Genomic DNA, 21742 nt, shown 5'->3' on the forward strand with positions numbered 1-21742 from the left:
CATGGCGTCCGGAGATTCGCAGTACTCGGGTGTGGAAGTACTCGGTCGAGCCTAGCGTCTGCGGCGACGAATCTCGCGTCAGTTGGATGGGTCGGGCAGTACGCGGAGGTGTCCACGACGCCCTGTACGGGCAGTACTCGGAGCCGCGGGACGTATGTCCTCATCTGCGTCGACGTTGGACTTGTTGCGATCTCCGAGACCGGCTTCGCGTACAGCTTCGGCCAAAGCGGTCAGATCGTCTTCGTCGGGAGTGCTCGACGCGAATCCGCCTTCGTGGCGGACGAGTTCCCAGCCCTTGGGGGCGGTGATTCGAGAGCCGTGAGTGTCACACAAATCCCATGAATGGGGCTCGGCGACGGTTGCCAGCGGCCCGACAACCGCAGTGGAGTCCGAGTAGACATACGTAAGCGTCGCGACGGCGGGGTTCTTGCACCCGGGGCGGCAGCAGCGACGCAGAGATCTCACAGGTACGGAGCCTAGCCCTCCCCACGTCCGGAACCTACTCGGACACACCGAGCAGTTTCTTCTGTCGTAATCTGGGCGCCATGCCACAAGCCCGCCGCCGACGCTCAGTCACCACTCGTTCCATCGAGCGACACGGCCGTGGCCTGCGCGGACCACTACTTCCCCCGGAGGTGCCCGCCAGGCGTACCCGGGCCGAGAAGTTCGATCTCCTGGTGCTCGACGCCTTCTCGCCCGTCGACCTCGCGTGGCACGACCGGTTGACGAAACTCGACATCGCGGTGGACGAAGTTCCGAAGATTCACGCGCACGATCCGGAGTCCGTCACATGGCCGCCGGAGGTCATCGCAGACGGCCCGGTTCCACTGTCACGACTGATACCCGCCGGAATCGACCGTCACGGAAATACGACTCGCGCAAGAATTGTGCTGTTTCGCCGCCCATTGGAGCAGCGCGCGAAGGATCCGGAAGAACTCACGGATCTGGTGCACGACGTGTTGGTCCATCAAGTCGGCACGTATCTGGGCGTCGACCCACAGGTCATCGACCCCACACTGCCCGACGAGGACTGACGCACCGTCAGACGAAAAAACTGATGTCACACGAAGAAGTAAATCCACACGAAGAACAAAACAGTCGTTGCTTGACCTGCAATTCCCCGTTGCAGGTCAGACTTTCGAAGACCGCCCGTCAGCCCCGACGCTGACAGAACCGATTCAGCAGCAGATCAGATGATCCCCCGCTTGAGTCGCCGACGCTCGCGCTCGGACAACCCTCCCCAGATTCCGAACCGTTCGTCGTTCGCGAGCGCGTACTCGAGGCACTCGTCACGAACTTCACAACCGAGGCAGATCCGTTTTGCTTCCCTCGTCGATCCACCCTTTTCAGGGAAGAACGCTTCGGGATCGGTCTGCGCGCAGAGAGCACGCTCCTGCCACTGATCCTCGATGGTGTCGAACAATTCTTCGAAGCCGGTGACGAGACTCAGCACTGGCCGAGTACTCATACCGTCGAACTCACTGCTGCAGGCACCTTCTGCTGCGCCTGCTCGGGAATCGGTCTGCGGTTCGTCGCTTACTGTCATTGCGAGAGAACTGATCTCGACATTTTCATTGGGCATCGTTCCGCCTCCTCACCTGTAATAGCGCAGAATTTTCACTCCATCTTCAACCCCACCCCGTCGACCGTTCGAAACTGTGTTCGAAACCGGCCCCGCTGCAAGTGAACTCACAAGTAGCGGTTGGAATGACACATTTGAGATTACACACGTCCAGCGTGTCGCGGTCAAGCTAAACGAGATGAATCCATTAGTATTCCGGCCCCCAATTGGCGGGACCTTCTGCCCGCCAGACACGACGACGCGCCGACCGCCTAGGCTCTGTTGTCGTGAACGTGACTGTATTGGTTGGCGGCGTCGGCGGGGCTCGTTTCCTTCAAGGTGTGCAAAATGCGCTCGGAATCGCCGGTGGTGAATCCCTCGAGAAATACGAAGGCCCACATCGCATCACGGCCGTCGTCAACGTCGGAGACGACGTCTGGATGCACGGTCTGCGGATCTGCCCCGATCTGGACACTTGTATGTACACACTCGGCGGCGGTATCGACACCGAACGCGGGTGGGGGCACGCCGGCGAAACCTGGAATGCGAAAGAAGAACTCGCGGCATACGGAGCGAAGCCGGACTGGTTCGGCCTCGGAGATCGCGATATCGCAACGCATTTGATTCGCAGCCAGATGCTCCGCACAGGATATCCGTTGTCCGCGATCACCGAAGCGTTGTGCAATCGCTGGAATCCGGGTGTCGCACTGCTTCCCGTGAGCGACGATCGCAGCGAAACACACGTTGTGATCACCGATCCGGAAGACGGTGAGCAGAAGGCGATTCATTTCCAGGAGTGGTGGGTACGCCATCGAGCACAGGTGGAAACTCACAGCTTCGCTCACGTCGGCGCCGAGCAGGCCAAGCCCGCGCCGGGGGTGGTCGAGGCGATCGACGGTGCCGACATCGTGCTGATCGCACCGTCCAATCCCGTCGTGAGCGTCGGCGCGATCCTCGCGGTGCCCGGCATTCGCGGAGCCCTGCGGACCACCGCAGCCAAGGTTGTCGGCCTCTCCCCCGTCATCGGTGGAAAACCGTTGCGCGGCATGGCTGACGAGTGCCTCGAAGTGATCGGGGTCGAGACGACTTCCGAGGCGATCGGTCGTCACYACGGAGCTCGCTCGATCAACGGCATTCTCGACGGCTGGCTCGTCGACGAAGGTGACACGGCCGACATCGACGGGGTGGACGTGCGAAGCATCCCACTTTTGATGACGTCCCCCGAAGAGACCGCAAAAATGGTTCGAACGGCTTTCGAGATCGCCGGAGTCGAACTGTGACCGAGCCCGGAACCGAAGCAAGCCGCGACAGAAATCACTCCCCCGGCGATCACTCCCCCGGCGCCGCAATCGAAGTCATTCCCGTGCTCGGCCTTCCCGAGTTCCGACCCGGAGACGACTTGGCCGCCGCTGTCGTCGACGCGACACCGTGGCTCGAGAACGGCGACGTCGTTGTCGTCACGAGCAAGGTGTTCTCAAAAGTCGAGGGTCGCATCGTTTCCTCGCCGACCGATCCGGAAGAGCGCGACGCAGCACGACGCCTCCTGGTGGATCAGGAAGCCGTCCGCGTCGTGGCCCGCAAGGGCCGCACTCTGATCACCGAGAACAAACTCGGCATCGTGCAGGCCGCATCGGGCATCGACGGCTCCAACGTCGACGGTGCCGAACTGGCCCTGCTCCCCGTGGATCCCGACGCGAGCGCAGCGGGGCTGCGTGCCCGAATTCTCGAGAGCACGGGCAAGTCCGTCGCCGTCGTCGTGACCGACACGATGGGTCGTGCGTGGCGCAACGGGCAGACCGATGCCGCGATCGGTTCCTCCGGCATTCCGGTCCTGCACGGCTACCTCGGGGCACAGGACAGCCAGGGCAACGATCTGATCGTCACCGAGATCGCGATCGCGGACGAGATCGCCGCTGCGGGCGATCTGGTCAAGGGCAAGCTCGGCGGCGTTCCCGTCGCCGTCGTGCGAGGACTCCGATTCGAGGACGACGGTTCGAGTGGCCAGGATCTGATCCGTCGCGGCCCGGACGATCTGTTCTGGCTGGGAACCGAGGAGGCTACGGCGATGGGCCGCGGCCAGGCGCTGCTGTTGCGTCGGTCGGTTCGGCAGTTCGCAGGTGATCCCGTCGACGCGGAGATCATTCGCAGCTCGATCGCCGAGGCACTCACCGCTCCAGCACCCCACCACACGAGGCCTGTTCGATTCGTGTGGCTGCGGACCGCGTCGGTCCGCACGTCGCTCCTCGAGCAGATGCGTGAGAAGTGGGCCGCCGATCTGCGTGCGGACGGTCGTAGCGACGAATCCGTCGACGCGCGGGTTGCCCGCGGAAACATCCTGTTCGATGCCCCCGAGGTCGTCATTCCCTTCTGCGTGCCCGACGGCGCACACAGTTATCCGGATGCCCGACGTACCGCGGCGGAGTCCACGATGTTCACCGTCGCTGCCGGCGCGGCAGTGCAGGGACTGCTGGTCTCGCTGGCCACACGCGGCGTGGGAAGCTGCTGGATCGGATCGACGATCTTCGCCGCCGACCTCGTACGCGAACAACTCGATCTCCCGGCCGATTGGCAGCCACTCGGCGCAGTCGCAATCGGGTACCCCCTCGAACCACTGACTCCGCGCACGGTCTCCGCCCCCGGGGACGCGTTGGTGGAGCTGTAGGTCATGTCAGCCGAATCGCTGCACGCCTCCGCCAAGGGCGTCCTGGGGGGCTGGTCGACGTCCTCCGAAGCGGACGAGTCACTGCGGCACACGATGCTCGCGTTCCTCGATTCGGCTCCGGACGGCTGCCTTCGTCGCCATGCCCCAGGACACATCACCGCGTCGTCTCTGGTTCTCGACGAGAGTGGCTGCCACGTCTTACTGACCCTGCATCCCAAGGTGGGCAGGTGGATTCAGCTCGGAGGTCACTGCGAGCCCGACGACGAGACGGTACTCGATGCGGCATTGCGGGAGGCTCGTGAGGAGTCCGGAATTCACGACGTTCGGATAGACGCGGACCTACTCTCCGCCCACACACATCCGATCACGTGCTCACTCGGGGTCCCGACCAGACATCTCGATCTACGGTTTCTTGTTGTGGCGCCGGACAATTCACATATCGTCCGCAGCGCGGAGTCCACCGACCTCCGGTGGTGGCCGGTGGACGCGCTACCGCCGACTGCCGAACGCGAGACCATCGACCACCTGGTAGCGCTCGCCCATCAGCGCAAGAATCAGGACTGAATCGGAGACAGCTCGGGTTGCTTGGCGCTCACGCCGTCGCCCGAAGATGTTCCCTTCACGCGCCGAGCTACCCACGGCACCAAGAACTCTCGCGCCCATTGACGATCCTCGCGACGAGTTTCCGCTTTCGTGAGAACCGGCGCAGGCCCGAGGTCGGGCGCGATCAATCCGTGGTCGACGCCCAGTACGTCGAGCACCCGCGTCGCCATGTTCTCGTGCCCGGCGGGCGACATGTGGAGGCGATCCCAGTCCCACATCCGTAGGTCCTGATATTCGGAGAATCGCCAGAAGTCGACGAGGGTCGCGCCGTGGCGGTCCGCTACCTCGCGAACGAGCTCGTTGTAAATCGCCAGGCGTCCGCGGAGCTTGCCGAAGAAGGCGGACCATCCGGTGTCGTACGCGGTGAACATGAGAACCCGCGCACCGGAAGCAGTGAGCTGGCCGATTGCCGAATCGTAGCGGGCGACCATCGCGTCGATGTCGAGCTTCGGACGCATCATGTCGTTTCCGCCGGCGTAGACGGTCACCAGATCGGGCTTCAACGCCAGAGCGGGTTCCAACTGCTCGTCGATGATCGGCCCGAGTAAGCGACCACGAATCGCCAGGTTGGCATAGCGGAACTCGGGGTTGTTCACCGCCAGCTGCTCGGCCACTCGGTCTGCCCACCCGCGCAGACCGTTGGGGAATCGTTCGTCGGCGTCGCCGACGCCCTCGGTGAACGAGTCACCGAGGGCAACGTAACGGCTCGGAAGAGAAGTCATACCCGCCAGTATTCCAGTAGGTCAGCTAACGATCACACATCTGTGCTGAAGCGCACGCCACCGTCCGGCAGCGTCACCCCCGGCCACACACGTGCGCCGCGCAACAATTCGCACCGCGCACCGATGTCCGCGCCGTCTCCGATGACGGCGTCGCGGACCAGCGCTCGTGGTCCGATACGGACGCCGAATCCGAGGATCGATCGTTCGACTACCGCACCGGCTTCCACAACGGCGCCGTCGAATAGAATCGCACCGTCAAGGCGCGCACCTGCGCCGACTTCTGCGCCACGGCCGACAACCGTGCCGCCGATCAGGACGGCGCCAGGTGCAATTCCCGCCCCGGGGTGAACGAGCGACTCGCCGCGCGGACCTTCGAGAGCGGGCGAAGGCGCGATGCCCCGCACCAGGTCGGCGGAACCGCGAACGAAGTCCTCGGGGGTTCCCATGTCGCGCCAGTACGACGAGTCGACGTGGCCGAACACCCGCTTGCCCTCGGCCAGGAGATTCGGGAACACCTCGCGCTCGACCGATACCGGTCGTCCCTCCGGGATCTGTTCGATGATCTCGCGCTTGAAGACGTAGCAGCCGGCGTTGATCTGATCCGTCGGCGGATCCTGGGTCTTCTCCAGGAATGCCGAGACTCGTCCGTCCTCGTCGGTCGGAACACAACCGAATGCACGCGGGTCTCCCACACGAACCAGGTGAAGGGTCACGTCGGCGTCCGTCTTCTCGTGGGTCTCGAGAATGGCGTTCAGGTCGGTGCCACCGAGCACGTCACCGTTGAACACCATGACGTTGTCGCCGCGCAACTTCGGGAGTACGTTGCGGATTCCGCCACCGGTGCCCAGCGGCTCGGTCTCGAAGACGTAGTCGATCTCGAGCCCCATCTTGGAGCCGTCGCCGAAGTAGTCCTCGAATACCTCTGCCTTGAAAGATGTTCCGAGCACCACGTGCTTGATACCGGCAGCCTCGATCCTGGCAAGCAGATGCGTCAGGAACGGAAGGCCGGCGGTCGGAAGCATCGGCTTGGGCGCCGACAGCGTCAACGGACGCAGCCGAGTGCCCTTGCCGCCTACCAGGATTACGGCGTCGGTCGGATTCGGATCGGACATCATTTTCCCCCGTGGTTCGAAACTGATGGGTTGTCGGTCGAGTCGTCGGTGCGAGCGCGCTCGCGAACAGCAGAAGCTACGGCGATCTTGGACCGCACGGCCAGGCCACCGCGCAAGGCAAGTCGCAGCGGAGCCTGCCACCAGTGCGGATGACGATCAGCCTGGAACTGGTATGCGCTGCGATGATGAGCGGGCAGCATCAGTTCCGGATGCCGGCCTGCCGCATGGCCTTTGGCATGGGTCACGACAGCGGAGGGAACAAAGACATTGAGCCACCCGGCTTTTCCGAGGCGATCACCGAAATCGACGTCCTCCATGTACATGAAGTATCGCGAGTCGAACCCGGAGATGGCGTCGAAGGCATCACGTCGGACCAACAGGCACGACCCGGAAAGCCAACCGACGGAGCGCTCGGTGACGGCCTCGTTCTCCTGACGGTAACGGGCAGTCCACGGGTTCTTCGGCCACACGGTGCCGAGCAATGCGTGCCCGACGCCCGAGGTGATGTCGGGCACCGTTCGTGCCGACGGATAGACGCTGCCGTCCGGTTCGAGGACCTTCGGCCCCAGTGCACCGGCCCTTGGCCACCGATTTGCCGCAGCGACCAATTCGTCGAGTGAACCGGGTGCCCATTGGACGTCAGGATTGGAAATCACGACAAATTCGATCGACGAATCGATCTCCGCCACAGCCCGATTTATCGCTCCGCCGTAGCCGATGTTTCCCCCTGTACGAAGCAGACGAACATGCTCGTACTTGGCATCCGCCGCCTCCGGCGCACCATCGGTCGACCCGTTGTCGGCCATGATGACCTGGGGTTTTTCTGTCGTCGCCGCGGCGAGCGTGCTCAAGAAATTCTCGAGATGCTCGCCTGGGGAGTACGTCACCGTTACCACGGCCAGCTTGGGACTCACGCCGGTCAGCCTAGCCGCCCACGGGCACTGCCCCGAACAATGCTCACGCCAGAGCGGCGTGCAAAGCCTCTCGCCACGGACGCAGCGGCGTCATTCCCGCGGTAACCCACGCGCGCTCGGACAAAACCGAATATGCCGGGCGGGGCGCAGGGCGCACGAAGTCCGCGCTGCTGCACGGGCGCACCCGCGCCGGGTCTGCTCCGATCTCCTCGAACACCGCTCGCGCCAACTCGTACCAACTGGCTTGCCCGCCGTTGGTCAGGTGGAACGTCGACGCACTCGTGAAGTCCCGCAGCGCAAGTTCGACGATGCCGCCGGCCAGATCGACGCTGTACGTGGGTGACCCGATCTGGTCGTCCACGACGTTCACGAATTCTCGTTCGGCTTCGAGCCTGCGCATCGTGGCGACAAAATCCGTACCGACACCCGAATACACCCACGCGGTACGGACAACGGCCACGTCGGCGCCCGACTCTCGTACTGCGATCTCGCCGTCCAGCTTGGTTCGGCCGTAGACCGTCGCGGGACCGGTCGGTGCATCGACGTCGTATGGAGTGCTCGCGTCACCCGGAAAGACGTAGTCCGTCGAAACGTGGATCAACCGCGAACCGGCCCGCGCACACGCTCGCGCGAGATTCAGCGGTCCGATCTCGTTGACCGCCCTCGCTGCCTCCTGGTCGGTCTCGGCGGCGTCGACCGCCGTGTACGCAGCGCAGTTGATCAGCACCGAATCGGGCGAGACGAAGTCGTCGACCGCGCGGCTGTCTGTGATGTCGAGCTCGCGGGAACCGACGGCCGTCACAGTGTGACCCGCCGACGTTGCGAGAGCATCGATACGTGTTCCGAGCTGCCCTCGGGCGCCGGTGAGCAGGATATTCGTCACATGGTTGAGTCTGGCACGCCGCGTCGAGGTACCCGCGGCCGAGCATCGGACCAGTAACCTGAAGGGGTGTCCCACCAGCAACCGCAGCGCCGCGCGCGTCCACGACCTGCGCCGATTCGGACCAAGACGAGCCCGGCTCGCATAGCGGTCGCGGTGCTCTCCGTGCTCGTACTGCTGGTCACCGGGTTCGCATGGCGAGGTGTGGACTCGTTGAGAAACAGCCTTGCCACTGCAAGCGGACTCGGCCTCGGTGGGGGCAAGGACGGAGCCATCGATATTCTGATGGTGGGAACCGACAGTCGCACCGACGCACACGGCAACCCGCTTTCACAAAGCGAGCTCGACTCGTTGCGCGCTGGTGAGGAAGTTGCGTCCAACACCGACACCATCATCTTGATCCGCGTCCCCAACGACGGCAGTTCGGCAACCGCGATCTCGATTCCCCGAGACGCGTACGTCAACGTCCCCGGTATCGGTATGTCGAAGATCAACGCCGCGTTCGGTGCCACCAAGGAAACCGAGCGACTGAAGTTGGTCAACAACGGGTCGTCCGACAGCGACGCAGACAAGAAGTCGACGGAAGCCGGCCGGACCGCGCTCATCGGAGCGGTAGGAAATCTGACCGGCATCACCGTCGATCACTACGCCGAAGTCGGTCTACTCGGATTCGTCCTGCTGACCAACGCAGTGGGCGGAGTCGACGTCTGCCTCAACGCGCCAGTCGACGAACCGATGTCCGGAGCCAACTTCGCAGCCGGGAAACAGACACTCGACGGCGCCGACGCGCTGAGCTTCGTGCGACAACGACACGACCTTCCTCGCGGCGACCTGGACCGGATCGTGCGCCAGCAGGTGTTCATGGCGTCCCTCGTCAGTAAGGTACTCAGCGCAAAAACCCTCAGTGACCCGGGCAAGCTCAGTCAGTTGACCTCGGCCGTTCAGCGTTCCGTCGTCATCGACGACGACTGGGACATCATCGAATTCGCCAAGCAGTTGCAGAATCTGGCCGGCGGAAAGGTGCAATTCGAGACCATTCCCGTTCTCGACATCAACGGCATGACCGATTACGGCGAGTCCATCGTCAAGGTCGATCCCAAGGCCGTCAAGAAGTACATCGCCGGATTGGTCGGCGCCGACAGCGAGGACTCGGAGGAGACCTCCGAGGCACCGACCACCGTGAATGCGTCCTCGATCACGGTCGACGTCGCTAACGCCAGCGACATCGCGGGGTTGGCCAGCGGGGTTTCCGAGGCGTTGAGTGCCCTCGGGTACAAGCAGGGTCAGGTCGGCAACAACACCGGCTCCGACGTCTCCGAATCGACGGTGTTCGCAAAGTCCGCGGACGACGACGCTGCACTCGCGGTGGCCGAGGCACTCGGCGGTCTGACGGTCAAGGCGGATTCGTCATTGTCCTCGGGCAAGGTTCGGGTTGTCATTGCCGAGGACTACAGCGGACCGCAATCCGCGGACGCGGTATCCCCGTCCGAAGGCGCAGCGACCACGACTGAATCGGCGAGCACCACCGAGACCAGCCCAACCCCGGCACCGCCCGGTCCCCCGATCGATGCAGCCTCCAACGGTCCCCGCTGTGTTAACTGAACGGCTGCGTAAGCTGATTACGTGCCTTCGCCTGTAGACAACCTGACCGACGCCCTCCTCGGACCGATCCTGGCTGCCGACCCGGCCGGCCCTCGCGTGACCTACTACGACGACGCCACCGGCGAGCGCATCGAATTGTCTGCGAGCACTCTGGCCAACTGGGCGGCAAAGACAGCGAACATGGTTCGGGACGAGTTCGCCCTCGAGCCCGGTGGCAAAGTTGCCGTGCTGCTTCCCGCACACTGGCAGAGCGTCGCCGTCTTGCTGGGTGTGTGGTGGGCAGGCGGTGAGGTCGTCCTCTCCCCCGACGCCGACGCCGAACTGGCTTTTGTCACTGCCGACCGCCTGGACGATGTTGCGGACGTACCGGAAGTAGCCGCACTCTCACTCGACGCGTTCGGCAAAGGTTTGAGCGATCTTCCGCTCGGCGTCGCCGACTACGCAACCTCCATTCGTGTCCACGGCGACCAGTTCCGTAGCGCCGGAGCCGGTTCGGCGCTGGAAGGCCGGTCCGTAGTGGACACGATCGACGCCGCACGGGCATCGTCGAAGAACGTCGAATTGGCGTCGACGGATCGTGTCCTCTCCAGCCGCACGTGGGACACGGCAGACGAATTGATCGACGGGCTTCTGGCCGTTCTCGCCGCGGGCGCCTCACTCGTGCAGGTAGCCCACCCGGACGCGGAAGCTACCGCGCGCCGAGTGGGCACCGAGAAGGTCACGAAGCAGTTCTGAACGCTAGCTCGCGAGAGCTGTCACCGGTGACACCAGCCCCGCCCGCCTAGCGGGGAGCAGTGACGCGATCACACCGCAGATTCCGCCGATCAACACGATGGCTACCAATTGCGCCCACGGCACTGCGCTGAGGGCGACGTCCTCGATCCCGAACACCGATGCGGTACCGGCTACACCGAACACCATCCCGAACAGCACTCCGATCACCGATGCGACTCCTGCCACCAGCAGTGCTTCCCAGATCAACATGGCTCGAATTCCCTTCTTGGTCAGTCCGAGTGCGCGAAGCAGTCCGGATTCGCGGCGCCGTTCGAGAACCGACAGTGCCATGGTGTTTCCCACCCCGATCAGAGCGATCAACACCGCTACCGACAGCAACCCGGCAACCACCATGAGCATGGTGTCGAGGATCGAATCGAGAGCCGAGCGCATTTCGGTCATTCCTTGAACATCGCTGCCCGGAGCTTCCTGGCGTGCCAGTTCGGTGATGCGGTCGGTGGCAGCGAGCGCCTCTTCGTCGGTGTCCGTCCCCAACCTGACCCAGTAGGAATCGGTGGTCGGCGTGGTGGCCGCTGCACCCAGATCGCCTCGATCCAACAGCGCTGGTTGACCTTTCACACCTTCGATCACGCTGACGTTGACAGCTCCACGATCTCCGCGCACCGTTGCCGTCTCGCCCGCCGAGAGTTTGTATTCGGTCAGGTCAGCGGGCGAGAGCACCAACTGACCGGCCGCGGGTACCGAGATCTCGGTACGCAGAACATCTTTCACCCGAGCAGCGTCGACGCCGAATCCGGCCAACGAACCGCGCCCGTCGATCGTCAGTTCGGCCTTGTCCAGACCGCTCACCGCGCCGACGCCGTTGACCGCGGCGATGTCTGTGCCCAACCCTGCGGGAAGCGGTGCCGAACCGGAACTGCTCACCATGACGTCGACGGGGAATTGACTGTCCATCGCCGCGGGTGCGGCTTCCTTGACCGTCGCGATTCCCACGACGAGCGTGCTCGTCAAGGCCACACCGATCAACAGGGCCGTGGCTGTCGCCGAGGTCCGGCGTGGGTTCCGACCGGCGTTGCCTGCTGCCAGGCTTCCCACCGGACCGATCAGTCTCGCCAGCACTCCGCCGGCGGCATTGATCAGCGCGGGCACGATTCGCCCGGACAGTGCTGCGATCCCCAGGAACGAAAAGAGTCCACCGGCAGTCGCCGCCGGCACCTGCTGATTCGTCACTCCCAGGACGGTCATCGCGATGCCCGCGAGCAGTATCACGACGCCCAGAACCCGGCGCACGACCGACACCTGAACGCTCTCGGGCTTGGACTCCATCGGCTGCAGTGCCGCCAGCGGGGAGAGCCTCGTTGCCGCCCGCCCGGGCGCAGATGCAGCGAGCATCGTCATCACGATGCCGACGGCAAGACCGACCAGCACGGTCACCGGGGTGACGCTCAGTGACGAAAGAGGCACCGGCACATCTGCGGCCGTTGTTACGCGACCGATCGCCCAGGCAAGTCCGACACCGAGTCCGACGCCGATCACCGAGGCGATCACGCCGACCGCAGCGGCTTCGCTGCGAATGCTCCGGCGAACCTGTTTGGCTGTGGCGCCGACGCATCGCAGCAACGCGAGTTCCTGAGTGCGCGCGGCGAGCAGAACGGCAAACGTATTGGCGATCACCAGCGCGGCAACAACAACGGCAATGGCACCGAAGGCGAGCAACACCGTGCTGAGGATCTTGGTGCCACCCATGTATTCCGCTGCCGCGTTGTCGGTGGCTTCTTCTCCTGTCAACACGGTGGAGTCCGCGGGCAACGCGCTCGCGATCGAATCCACGAGTTGTTGCTGAGAGCGCGAACCGTCACCGGCGACACGGAACTCACGTTTGGCGCTGTCCCCGGCCCACGCGCTCACCTGCTCGGCGGTGGTGAATATCTTGATCCCGCCCAGTCGTTGCGCCGAACCGGAGAGATCGACCAGTCCGACCACCTGCGCGGTGGGCGCAGCGGCACCGACCGTCGAATCCCTTGCCGTGACAGTGATTCGGGCACCCGTCGGTATCCCGGAGTCCGCGCTCACCAACACCTGCCCCAGACCGGCCGGAAGCGAACCCTCCGACAAGTTCTCCCAACGCAATTCGGGATTGTCGGCGATCGAGAGAGCATCCCCGTAGGACGCGCCCTTTGCCTCGGAGTCGACACGAACATACGTCGACACGTCGTCGGCGACTGCCGAGACGCCCGGCACCGCACTCAGCAGTGCTTCCGTCACGCCTGGACCGGAGGCGACGACATCCGTGGTTTCGTATTGCGTCGCAAGTGATTTACTCACACTCGCATCGACCGTCGAGCTCAATGTCAAAGTCGCGACGATGTATCCGACTGCGATCACCACGGCGAGTATCGAAGCCACATAACGCCCGGCATGTGCCCGCGCCTGGGCAAAAGCCAGACCCCTCATCGCAGTGCACCCGAAACTGCAGGAACATCAGCCAGGTCGTCGGCACCGAGTGCTCGCATGGCACCGATCACCGAGTCGACGGTGGGATGGTCGATCTCTCCGGCAATACGCCCGTCCGCGATCAMCACGACTCGGTCCGCATACGACGCCGCCACCGGATCGTGTGTCACCATGACAACCGTCTGACCGGTCTCCCGAACACTGGTGCGCAAGAGGCCCAGAACCTCGGTCCCGGAACGGGAATCCAAATTTCCCGTGGGCTCGTCGGCAAAAATCACGTCGGGCTGCGGCAGTAGTGCGCGGGCGACAGCTACACGCTGCTGCTGACCACCGGACAACTCGTGCGGCAGGTGGTCGAGGCGCTTCGACAGGCCCAGTTTCCCGATCACCTCGTCCATCCACTCGGGCGAGGGTTCACTACCCGCCAGCTTCATCGGCAGCAGCATGTTCTCCCGAGCAGTGAGCACCGGCAGCAGGTTGAACGCTTGGAAGACGAATCCGATTCGCTCGCGTCGAAGTTCGGTGAGTTCCGTGTCGCCGAGTTTCGTGACTTCGGTRTCGCCCAGGAAAACCTGTCCGCCCGAAACCGTGTCGAGCCCGGCCAGACAGTGCATGAGCGTCGACTTTCCGGAGCCGGACGGGCCCATGATCGCGGTGAACCGCTCACGACCGAAGTCCACGTCGACCCCGCCGAGCGCGTGAACCGTGGTCTCACCGGTGCCGTACACCTTGGTGACACCGCGGGCAGTGATCGCCGGCACTGCGGCTGGTTCCGTCGTGGTGTGCGCATGCATTTTTTGCCCTCCGTAAAGCTTCTCGCTATGACGGAATCGACGTTATTGCAGCGCAAGTGGTCTCCGCGTCGGAGCGCGGGGCGATCTTGGAGAGCCCGGTGTCATCCCGGGGTAGGACTGAACAGGGCTGCGCGTCAGCCCTCGGTGCCGAGGAGATCTGCGCGCCGGACAAGTCCGATCTGGAAGGCAAAGACGACGGCCTGCACACGATCACGTGAATGAGTCTTCGAAAGAACCCGTCCGACATGGGTTTTCACTGTCGTTTCGGAGACGTGGAATTTTGCGGCGATCTCCGAATTCGACAGCCCGTACGCCATGGCCTCGAGCACCTCGACCTCGCGCGGTGTCAGCTCTTCGGGCAACTGCGATTCGGGCGCCGAACCTTCCAGGAGAGGTCCGACGTGCTGAAGCAGTCGCCGAGTGGCCCGAGCTTCGATCACCGCGTCCCCGCGATGCACGGTGCGGATGGCGTCGAGCAACTGTTCCGGTGGCACGTCCTTGAGCAGGAAGCCGCTGGCGCCCGCCCTGATTGCCGACATCACGTACTCGTCGTTGTCGAAGGTGGTGAGCACCACGACCTTCGGCGCATCGGGGTCGGCCAGGAGCCGACGGGTCGCCTCGATGCCGTCCATCTTCGGCATCTGGACATCCATCAGGACGACGTCGACATGACGGGCCGCCAACTCGGTCAATGCCTGCTGACCGTCCGAAGCCTCGACCACCACGGACAGATCCGGCTGCGAGTCGATGACCATTCGAAAACCTGCGCGGACCAGCTGCTGATCGTCGATCAGTGCCACTGCGATCGGAGCCACGTGTTCGTCCATGCCACTCACCTTAAGACCTTCAGACGTTTCAAGACCTACCCAGACGTTCGTTCATACGGCAGGACGGCCCGGACACTGTATCCGCCGCCTGATTTCGGCCCGGCGGTTACTTTGCCTCCGTGCAGCTTGGCGCGCTCGGCCATTCCGATCAGTCCCTGTCCGCCTGGTGACGATTCGACCAGCGCGGCGCTGCCGCCTCGTCCGTCGTCGGTGATGCCGAGAACGAGTTCGGTTTCAGCCCAAGTCATCTCGACGCTCGCCTGTGCTCCTGGCCCCGCATGTTTGAGAACGTTCGTCAGCGATTCCTGGACGATGCGATACGCCGTCAAGCCCGCACCCGCAGAGAGTTCGCGTGGTTCACCGGTCACACTGACGGCGATGTCGAGTCCGCTGCTGCGTAACTCGTGGAAGAGACTGTCGATATCGCCGGCGCCCGGGATCACCGAGAAATCCCGGGGCGTGTCCTCACGCAGGACGGACAGAAGCGATCGCATGTCGGTCAACGCTTGGCGACCGGTGGAGGCAATGGTTTCGAGCGCCTGAATTGCAGCCTGAGGATCCTTGGCCGCGCTGTAACGTCCGCCGTCGGCCTGAGCGATGACAACGGTCAACGAATGCGCGACGATGTCGTGCATCTCGCGCGCAATCCTCGAGCGTTCGCTGATCGTGGCGATTTCCGCTTCCTGCGCACGCTCGAGTTCGAGCAACCGTGCGCGCTCGGTCAGACCTTCCAATTGTTTGGTGCGAACTCGACGCAAATCACCGAACGCCCAGACCGCGAGCATGAAGATCATGACGGCCACGGACTGCATGACCTGCGAAGACACCGGGATTCCGTCGTAGCCGAAGTATCGAACAGTTCCGGCAATCGAGCCGAGCAACGCGAGCACCAGGCCGGTGAGCGAACTCCACCGAGCGCCATAGGCGGCCAGCGCGTACAGGGAGATGGGCACGACAACGGCCGATGCGAGCAGTGTGTTGCCGATGAAGATCACGTGTAGAACTGCGAACCCAGCGATCACCATGCCGGAGAGTTCGGGGCGTGAGCGTCGCCATGCCAACGGAACGGTCATACCCAGCGAGACGAACACCGCCAGCGGACTCGCCTCGACCGCAACGACAACGCTGAACAGTGCGGCAACCGTCGCAATGCAGATGTCCACACCGCGAGCATGTTCCGCGCTCCAGCGGACGAAGCGTTCACTAGTCGGAAAACGAGCCATGCCGCCAAGAGTAGCTTTTACTCACGAGCTTTCACTCAGGTGCGGTAACCGCCGTCTTCGAGACCGGCCTCGATTTCGAATCGGTTCCGCGGACCGCGATGACGCAACTCCTCACGCAGGTACAGCAGCCCGAATACGATTCCGTACCTGGCCCATTGGTCCGCGTGAACTGCCTCGTGGCGAAGGACGGATCGAGTCGTGTTTCGCCGGGTGAGGTACACACCACCGAGAGTTGTTCCGCCTCTGGCGAACCCGCCGCGCAGCCCGGAAGCGACAAAGATCCCGGACTCGTTGTCGAAGCGGATGTCCGCGCCGAGAATCCCGGCGTAGAACAGCGCGACGCGAGTGACGAATGCGGACTGCGCGCTGCCCCGACTCGCTCGGATCAGCGGCAGCCCACGCCGTGCACACACGAGAAGATCAGCCCAGCAGTTTCTCGCGGAGCGCCTTGTCCTTGTCGAGCACCATCGCCTCCAGGCTCTCCTGGAAAGCCACCATCCGCTGCTGCAGTGCGGGATCCGAAGCGCCGAGGATCCGAGCAGCCAACAGACCGGCGTTGCGAGCGCCGCCGATCGAGACCGTCGCCACCGGGACGCCGGCCGGCATCTGCACGATCGAGAGGAGTGAATCCATACCGTCGAGGTACTTGAGCGGCACCGGAACACCGATGACCGGCAACGGCGTAGCCGAGGCAACCATGCCCGGGAGATGCGCGGCGCCACCGGCACCGGCGATGATGACCTTGATTCCGCGGCCGGCGGCGTCCTTGGCGTAGTCGAGCATCCGCTGAGGCGTGCGGTGCGCCGAGACGACACCGACCTCGAAGCGGACACCGAACTCGGCCAGAGCTTCGGCTGCAGCTTCCATGGTCGGCCAATCCGAATCGCTGCCCATGATCAGGCCGACCTGCGCGCTCTCACTCACCGTGTACATCCCATCCGTCGGTCCAAACTGCATACGAAAGCCAATGTGCTGCGCGCTCGGCGCGTTCCCGAACTGCGGCAACGTAATTCGGATCGTCGATGGATCCGGCGCCGCCGACGATGTTGACGTGGCCGATCTTGCGATCCTTGCGCTCACCCTTGCCGTACAGGTGGATCTTCGCATCGGGCATCCGCGCGAAGAGGTGATGGACACGCTCGTCCATCGTCATCTCGGGCGCTTCCGGTGCACCCAGAACGTTTGCCATGACCGTGACCGGCGCGATCGGCGCGGTGTCGCCGAGCGGGTAGTCGAGAACGGCACGCAGATGCTGTTCGAACTGAGAGGTGCGTGCGCCGTCCATCGTCCAGTGACCGGAGTTGTGCGGGCGCATTGCCAGCTCGTTGACCACGAGAGTGCCGTCAGTCGTCTCGAAGAGTTCGACGGCCATCGAGCCGACGACACCCAACTCGGAAGCGATGCGTAGCGCCAATTGTTCGGCTTCCTCGGCAACGGCACTCGAAAGGACGGGGGCAGGTGCGATCACGACGGCGCACTGGCCGTTGCGCTGAACGGTCTCTACGACCGGCCACGTAGCGCCCTGTCCGAACGGCGACCGCGCAACCATGGCAGACAGTTCCCGACGCATCGAGACCATTTCCTCGACGATCAGCGGAACACCCTTGTCCAGCTGCTCGGTGACAATGGCTTCTGCTTCGTCCTGATCATCGGTGATCCAGACGCCCCGGCCGTCGTAGCCTCCGCGGGTTGCCTTGATGACAAGCGGCCAACCGTGTTCGGCACCGAAACGCACGACGTCTTCCGCCCACGTCACTTCGGCGTACGCGGGTACAGGTGCGCCCAGTTCGGCAAGTTTGCGACGCATCAGCAATTTGTCCTGAGCGAAGATCAGAGCCTGCGGCGGAGGCTGAACGTTCACGCCTTCGGCAACAAGAACCTCGAGATGTTCGGTCGGCACGTGCTCGTGGTCGAACGTCAACGCGTTGGAACCGACCGCTGCGCGGCGAAGAGCGTCGAGGTCGGTGTGGCTACCGAGCACGACATCGGGGCTGACCTGAGCTGCCGGCTCGTCCGCAGTCCCGGAGAGCACTCGGAGCGTCTGGCCCAGGGCCACCGCCGCCTGGTGAGTCATCCTGGCCAACTGTCCGCCACCGATCATGGTGACGACGGGCATGGATGCTTTTGCCGGTCGAGGGGTGGTCGGGCGGGCGGGGATCTGCGCGGGATCGTTGTTGCCGGTCACGGCTCTCTATGTTGTCATGTGCCGCGTTCGCCCGTTCATTCAGCGTTCCCAATCTGTGATTCTGCTGATGAATCCGCGGCAAATTGGTGGTAACGCGGTTTCGTTTCGTAAACTCATCTGTTGTGCCATTTGTCGACGGGGTCATTGCCCGCATACCCCAACCGTTTCGTGACATCGCTCTGCGTCACAGCGAGCTGATCAAATTCGCGATCGTCGGCGGAACGACCTTCCTGATCGACTCGGGCATCTTCTACACACTCAAGCTGTCGATCCTCGAATCCAAGCCGATCACGGCCAAGATCATCGCCGGCGTCGTCGCGGTGATCGCGTCGTACATTCTCAACCGCGAGTGGTCGTTCAAGAACCGTGGTGGCCGTGAGCCAGCGCACGAAGCTGCGCTGTTCTTCATCATCAGCGCCATCGGCGTCGTCATCAGCTTCATCCCGCTCTACATCTCCAGTTACGTCTTCAACCTGCGCGTACCCGAAGTCAGCTTGGCGACGGAGAACATTGCCGACTTCATCAGTGCGTACGTCATCGGCAACCTGCTGCAGATGGCGTTCCGATTCTGGGCCTTCCGCAAGTTCGTGTTTCCCGACGAGAATCCGGAACCGCTCGAACTGTCCGACACCACAGGATTGTCCGAAACCACAGCGTTATCCGAAACCACAGCGTTATCCGAAACCACAGCGCCTGACCCGGTCATTCCTGATGCCGAAGAGGAGCTCGGGCACTCCTGAGTTTTCCGTCTGCGCGAGCCTTTCGGTCAGCGCGGTTCGCGGTGCGGAACGACGTCCGCGGTCGGCGCAGTGTTGGCCACCGGCAGGAAGACCGCGAACAAGGCAGGCTTACGCCTCTGCAGTTCCAGTCGGCCCCCGTCGGCCTCGATCAGTGCACGTGCGAGCGCCAACCCGACGCCGGTGGACCCGGCCCCCGAAAATCCTCTGTCGAAGATGTGCGGTGCAAGATCGTTCTCCACGCCGGAGCCTTCGTCGGTGACCTCGACGCACACCATTGAGTCACGACGAGACGAACTGCGACCGGTACCGTCGATCAATCGGACAGACACCGTGCACGTACCTTCACCGTGTTCGAACGAATTGTCGACCAGCACGGAAACAGCTTCACGCAGACGCGAACCTGTGGTCGCGGCCATCACCGCGCGATCGCCGCGTAGGCGGAGCCTGCGTCCCTCTCCGTCGAACTGAGCCTGCCAGTCGCGGGTCACCTGTTCCAGCTCGCCGACTACCGACACCAGACTCGCCGATGACCCACTGGTGCGCGACGAGCGAATCAGGTCGTCGATTCCGTCGGTGAGCCTGTCCACTTGCGCCATGGCTTCCTCGGCCTCGTTCACGACGTCAGGATCTTCGTGAACGGACAACTCGTCCAGGCGCAGCCGCACTGCAGTCAGTCGACTGCGCAGTTGATGCGAGACGTCCGCAACCAGCGCGCGCTCTCGTTGCAGCCGCACCGAAATCTCCACAGTTGCCGCGTCGAGGACGTCGGACACGCGGTCCAGTTCGGGGATGTCGTGCCGACGAGGATCTGGCCGGAAGTCACCTTCGGCGAGGCGTGCCGCCCGGTCGGCCACATCCTGCAGCGGATCGGCAAGCCGACGTGCAGTGACCACAGCTACCACGGTGCCTGCCGTGATGGACAGAAGCACGAGCACACCGACGGCCATCACCGCTTGCTTCTGCTGGGTGCGCAAGTTCTCCGACGGCACCTCGAGACGCAACGAGCCGGACGTTCCCATCGCGAGCGATTCGACGAGTGCGTTCTTGACCGTCGCCTCACCGACGTCGACGCGTGCAGCGCCGTCGACGACGGTCGGATACACGACGACGAGGCGCCCGTCGTTCGGGGTGAGAACCTTGAGCGAATCGGTGTTCAACGCACCTTCGACGAGCCCGTTCGTCCCCTCTTGCGCGATGACCTCAGCGGCCATCCGGTCGAGGCGCACCCGGAGATCACTTCGCGTCACGTCCTCCACCCAGAGCCACGCCGTGTAGATCAGCGGAACCCCCAGCAGCAACGCCGTCATGATCACGACAGCGAGAATCGACTGCAATATGCGACGCCGCATGCCGGCAGTTCCTGATTCTCGAGAAGTTAGTCGGTGTTGATTCGGAAACCGACACCGCGGACGGTGGCAATTCTGCGTTCCACGGCAGGGCCCTCGTCACCGATCTTGCGGCGCAGCCACGACATGTGCATGTCGAGCGTCTTCGATCCACGAAGCTCGACGTCGCCCCACACCTCACGAAGGATCGTATCGCGCGATACTACTTCCCCGGCATGCTCGAGGAGGACCCGCAGAAGTTCGTATTCCTTGTTGGCCAAGGCGATTTCGGAGCCGTTGACGAGTACGCGTCGTGCCGCGGGCTCGAGCSTGATGCCACCGACCTCGACGATCGTGTCCTCGCGGCCACCGTGGCGACGCAGGAGTGCTCGCACACGTGCCATCAACTCGGCGAGACGAAACGGCTTGCTGACGTAGTCGTCGGCGCCGGCGTCCAACCCGACCACGAAGTCGACTTCGTCGGTCCTGGCGGTCAACATCAGCACGGCGAGCGAGGTGCGATGCGCACGAATCTGTCGACAGACCTCGAGGCCGTCCATGCCCGGAAGGCCGAGATCGAGAATCAACAGATCGAAATCACCTTCGAGCGCCTGCTGCAACGCAGCGGGTCCGGTCGGTTCGACCGTCACCGAATACCCTTCACGCCCCAGTGCGCGGGAGAGGGGTGCGGCAATGGCCTCGTCGTCTTCGGCTAGCAATACGGCAGTCACACGAACAGACTACGGACAACACGCCTTTGCACGTTGATTACCAGCCATTTCGATCGTTCGGGTCGTCGTTTTCACCCGCCGGCCGCTGCGGTGGCTGCGATGGTGGCTGCTGCATGGAATCGAAAACCTGGTGATACAGCAGGGCGTGAACGTGCTCGACGTCAGGAATGTCGTCGAACTCGAGCGGATCGTCACTGGCAGAGGCGATGACCAGAGTTCCGGTCTTGAGCATTCGATCGATCAAGCCGTGGCGGAACTGAACATTGCTGATCCGCCCCATGGGGATGTCGATACCGGTATGCGTGAGCACTCCGTGGCGGATGAGCACTCGCCGATCGGTGACGATGAAATGCGTGAACTTCCAGACCGTGAACGGCGCAACCGATCGCCAGGCCACGACACCGAGCCAGATGATTCCGATGGCGATGGACGACACGGTGCGAGCCGTGCCGTCCAATCTCGTCTGTGCGAGGCCCAACAAGAACCCGGCGACGGCCGTCGCAAGCACGAACGTCAGCGCCGGAAGCACCAACATCTTCCAATGAGGATGGCGATGCAGTATCAGTTCCTCGTCCTGAGCGAGGGCGTCTTCGGGATATCCCATGACGGGAAGTCTGCCATCCCGCACCGACTTTCAGGCACACCGACTTTCAGGCACACCCACGTTCAGGG

23 protein-coding genes are annotated in these 21742 nt (G+C 63.5%); 7 read left to right on the plus strand and 16 right to left on the minus strand.

What is annotated here, in order from left to right; translation table 11 throughout:
- Window positions 1-78: 78 nt before the first annotated feature.
- Window positions 79-465 (minus strand): DUF3499 domain-containing protein, encoded by a 387-nt coding sequence (locus tag AC1DWA_RS15475; protein ID WP_020969213.1) that lies wholly within the window; start codon window positions 463-465, stop codon window positions 79-81.
- Window positions 466-545: 80 nt separating this feature from the next.
- Here AC1DWA_RS15475 and AC1DWA_RS15480 point away from each other — a divergent pair, with 80 nt between their 5' ends.
- Complete coding sequence (locus tag AC1DWA_RS15480) at window positions 546-1034, plus strand: metallopeptidase family protein (RefSeq protein WP_003940797.1); 489 nt, start codon at window positions 546-548, stop codon at window positions 1032-1034.
- Window positions 1035-1189: 155 nt separating this feature from the next.
- Here the strand turns inward: AC1DWA_RS15480 and AC1DWA_RS15485 are convergent, their stop codons facing one another.
- The gene (locus AC1DWA_RS15485; protein WP_020907098.1) at window positions 1190-1468 is read right to left on the minus strand and encodes a WhiB family transcriptional regulator; all 279 of its coding nucleotides are present in this window, start codon (window positions 1466-1468) and stop codon (window positions 1190-1192) included.
- A gap of 380 nt (window positions 1469-1848) precedes the next feature.
- On the opposite strand from AC1DWA_RS15485, the gene cofD reads away from it, so the two are divergent.
- From cofD to AC1DWA_RS15500, 3 genes are read left to right on the plus strand one after another with little or no spacing between them, the layout of a single operon-like run.
- A complete protein-coding gene (cofD, locus tag AC1DWA_RS15490) occupies window positions 1849-2841 on the plus strand; it encodes a 2-phospho-L-lactate transferase (protein WP_477916796.1) in 993 nt (330 codons plus the stop codon).
- Window positions 2838-4223 (plus strand): coenzyme F420-0:L-glutamate ligase, encoded by a 1386-nt coding sequence (locus AC1DWA_RS15495; protein ID WP_070386883.1) that lies wholly within the window; start codon window positions 2838-2840, stop codon window positions 4221-4223. The genes cofD and AC1DWA_RS15495 overlap by 4 nt, the downstream gene beginning before the upstream one ends.
- Before the next feature lie 3 nt (window positions 4224-4226).
- Complete coding sequence (locus tag AC1DWA_RS15500) at window positions 4227-4787, plus strand: NUDIX hydrolase (RefSeq protein ID WP_477846067.1); 561 nt, start codon at window positions 4227-4229, stop codon at window positions 4785-4787.
- Here the strand turns inward: AC1DWA_RS15500 and AC1DWA_RS15505 are convergent.
- The 4 genes from AC1DWA_RS15505 to rfbD are packed head-to-tail and all read right to left on the minus strand — an operon-like array spanning window position 4778 to window position 8457.
- Window positions 4778-5548, minus strand: coding sequence for an SGNH/GDSL hydrolase family protein (locus AC1DWA_RS15505; RefSeq protein WP_021343710.1), 771 nt, complete (start codon window positions 5546-5548; stop codon window positions 4778-4780). The two genes, AC1DWA_RS15500 and AC1DWA_RS15505, sit on opposite strands and share 10 nt — an antisense overlap.
- A gap of 32 nt (window positions 5549-5580) precedes the next feature.
- A complete protein-coding gene (manB, locus tag AC1DWA_RS15510; protein ID WP_019747766.1) occupies window positions 5581-6663 on the minus strand; it encodes a mannose-1-phosphate guanylyltransferase in 1083 nt (360 codons plus the stop codon).
- Window positions 6660-7574, minus strand: coding sequence for a glycosyltransferase family 2 protein (locus tag AC1DWA_RS15515; protein ID WP_019747765.1), 915 nt, complete (start codon window positions 7572-7574; stop codon window positions 6660-6662). The genes manB and AC1DWA_RS15515 overlap by 4 nt, the downstream gene beginning before the upstream one ends.
- Window positions 7575-7617: 43 nt before the next feature.
- The gene (gene rfbD, locus AC1DWA_RS15520; RefSeq protein WP_141487458.1) at window positions 7618-8457 is read right to left on the minus strand and encodes a dTDP-4-dehydrorhamnose reductase; all 840 of its coding nucleotides are present in this window, start codon (window positions 8455-8457) and stop codon (window positions 7618-7620) included.
- Window positions 8458-8523: 66 nt separating this feature from the next.
- Here rfbD and AC1DWA_RS15525 point away from each other — a divergent pair, with 66 nt between their 5' ends.
- Together AC1DWA_RS15525 and AC1DWA_RS15530 are read left to right on the plus strand one after the other, a co-directional pair.
- Complete coding sequence (locus AC1DWA_RS15525; RefSeq protein ID WP_283384865.1) at window positions 8524-10056, plus strand: LCP family protein; 1533 nt, start codon at window positions 8524-8526, stop codon at window positions 10054-10056.
- 21 nt (window positions 10057-10077) lie between these two features.
- Entirely contained in the window at window positions 10078-10791 is a 714-nt protein-coding gene (locus AC1DWA_RS15530; RefSeq protein ID WP_477846068.1) for a TIGR03089 family protein, read from the plus strand.
- Window positions 10792-10794: 3 nt separating this feature from the next.
- Here the strand turns inward: AC1DWA_RS15530 and AC1DWA_RS15535 are convergent, their stop codons facing one another.
- The 7 genes from AC1DWA_RS15535 to AC1DWA_RS15565 form a co-directional block, all read right to left on the minus strand.
- Window positions 10795-13245 carry an ABC transporter permease gene (locus AC1DWA_RS15535; RefSeq protein ID WP_477846069.1) on the minus strand — a complete coding sequence of 817 codons (2451 nt, stop codon included), beginning with the start codon at window positions 13243-13245 and terminating at the stop codon, window positions 10795-10797.
- Window positions 13242-14039: an ABC transporter ATP-binding protein gene (locus AC1DWA_RS15540; protein ID WP_477916799.1), complete on the minus strand. Its 798-nt coding sequence runs from the start codon at window positions 14037-14039 to the stop codon at window positions 13242-13244. The genes AC1DWA_RS15535 and AC1DWA_RS15540 overlap by 4 nt, the downstream gene beginning before the upstream one ends.
- Before the next feature lie 134 nt (window positions 14040-14173).
- Entirely contained in the window at window positions 14174-14866 is a 693-nt protein-coding gene (locus tag AC1DWA_RS15545; RefSeq protein ID WP_019747759.1) for a response regulator, read from the minus strand.
- A gap of 35 nt (window positions 14867-14901) precedes the next feature.
- On the minus strand, window positions 14902-16089 hold the full coding sequence (locus tag AC1DWA_RS15550; protein WP_019747758.1) for a sensor histidine kinase: 1188 nt from the start codon (window positions 16087-16089) through the stop codon (window positions 14902-14904).
- Between the two features lie 35 nt (window positions 16090-16124).
- Window positions 16125-16502 (minus strand): hypothetical protein, encoded by a 378-nt coding sequence (locus AC1DWA_RS15555; RefSeq protein ID WP_019747757.1) that lies wholly within the window; start codon window positions 16500-16502, stop codon window positions 16125-16127.
- Window positions 16503-16509: 7 nt separating this feature from the next.
- Window positions 16510-17022, minus strand: a complete 513-nt coding sequence (gene purE, locus AC1DWA_RS15560) for a 5-(carboxyamino)imidazole ribonucleotide mutase (RefSeq protein ID WP_477846070.1) — start codon at window positions 17020-17022, stop codon at window positions 16510-16512.
- Window positions 17006-18205 carry a 5-(carboxyamino)imidazole ribonucleotide synthase gene (locus tag AC1DWA_RS15565; RefSeq protein WP_477846117.1) on the minus strand — a complete coding sequence of 400 codons (1200 nt, stop codon included), beginning with the start codon at window positions 18203-18205 and terminating at the stop codon, window positions 17006-17008. The genes purE and AC1DWA_RS15565 overlap by 17 nt, the downstream gene beginning before the upstream one ends.
- Before the next feature lie 191 nt (window positions 18206-18396).
- Between AC1DWA_RS15565 and AC1DWA_RS15570 the strand changes: the two genes are divergently transcribed.
- A complete protein-coding gene (locus AC1DWA_RS15570) occupies window positions 18397-19014 on the plus strand; it encodes a GtrA family protein (RefSeq protein ID WP_021332550.1) in 618 nt (205 codons plus the stop codon).
- A 26-nt stretch (window positions 19015-19040) separates the two neighbouring features.
- Here the strand turns inward: AC1DWA_RS15570 and AC1DWA_RS15575 are convergent, their stop codons facing one another.
- Genes AC1DWA_RS15575 through AC1DWA_RS15585 form a run of 3 tightly spaced genes read right to left on the minus strand, consistent with a single transcriptional unit; the run spans window position 19041 to window position 21674 of the window.
- Window positions 19041-20363, minus strand: a complete 1323-nt coding sequence (locus AC1DWA_RS15575) for a sensor histidine kinase (protein ID WP_019747754.1) — start codon at window positions 20361-20363, stop codon at window positions 19041-19043.
- A gap of 26 nt (window positions 20364-20389) precedes the next feature.
- Window positions 20390-21070 carry a response regulator transcription factor gene (locus AC1DWA_RS15580; protein WP_477916801.1) on the minus strand — a complete coding sequence of 227 codons (681 nt, stop codon included), beginning with the start codon at window positions 21068-21070 and terminating at the stop codon, window positions 20390-20392.
- A 37-nt stretch (window positions 21071-21107) separates the two neighbouring features.
- Window positions 21108-21674, minus strand: coding sequence for a PH domain-containing protein (locus AC1DWA_RS15585; protein ID WP_021343702.1), 567 nt, complete (start codon window positions 21672-21674; stop codon window positions 21108-21110).
- Between the last annotated feature and the right edge of the window lie 68 nt (window positions 21675-21742).

The organism is Rhodococcus sp. P4_F3_2 (assembly GCF_056401335.1).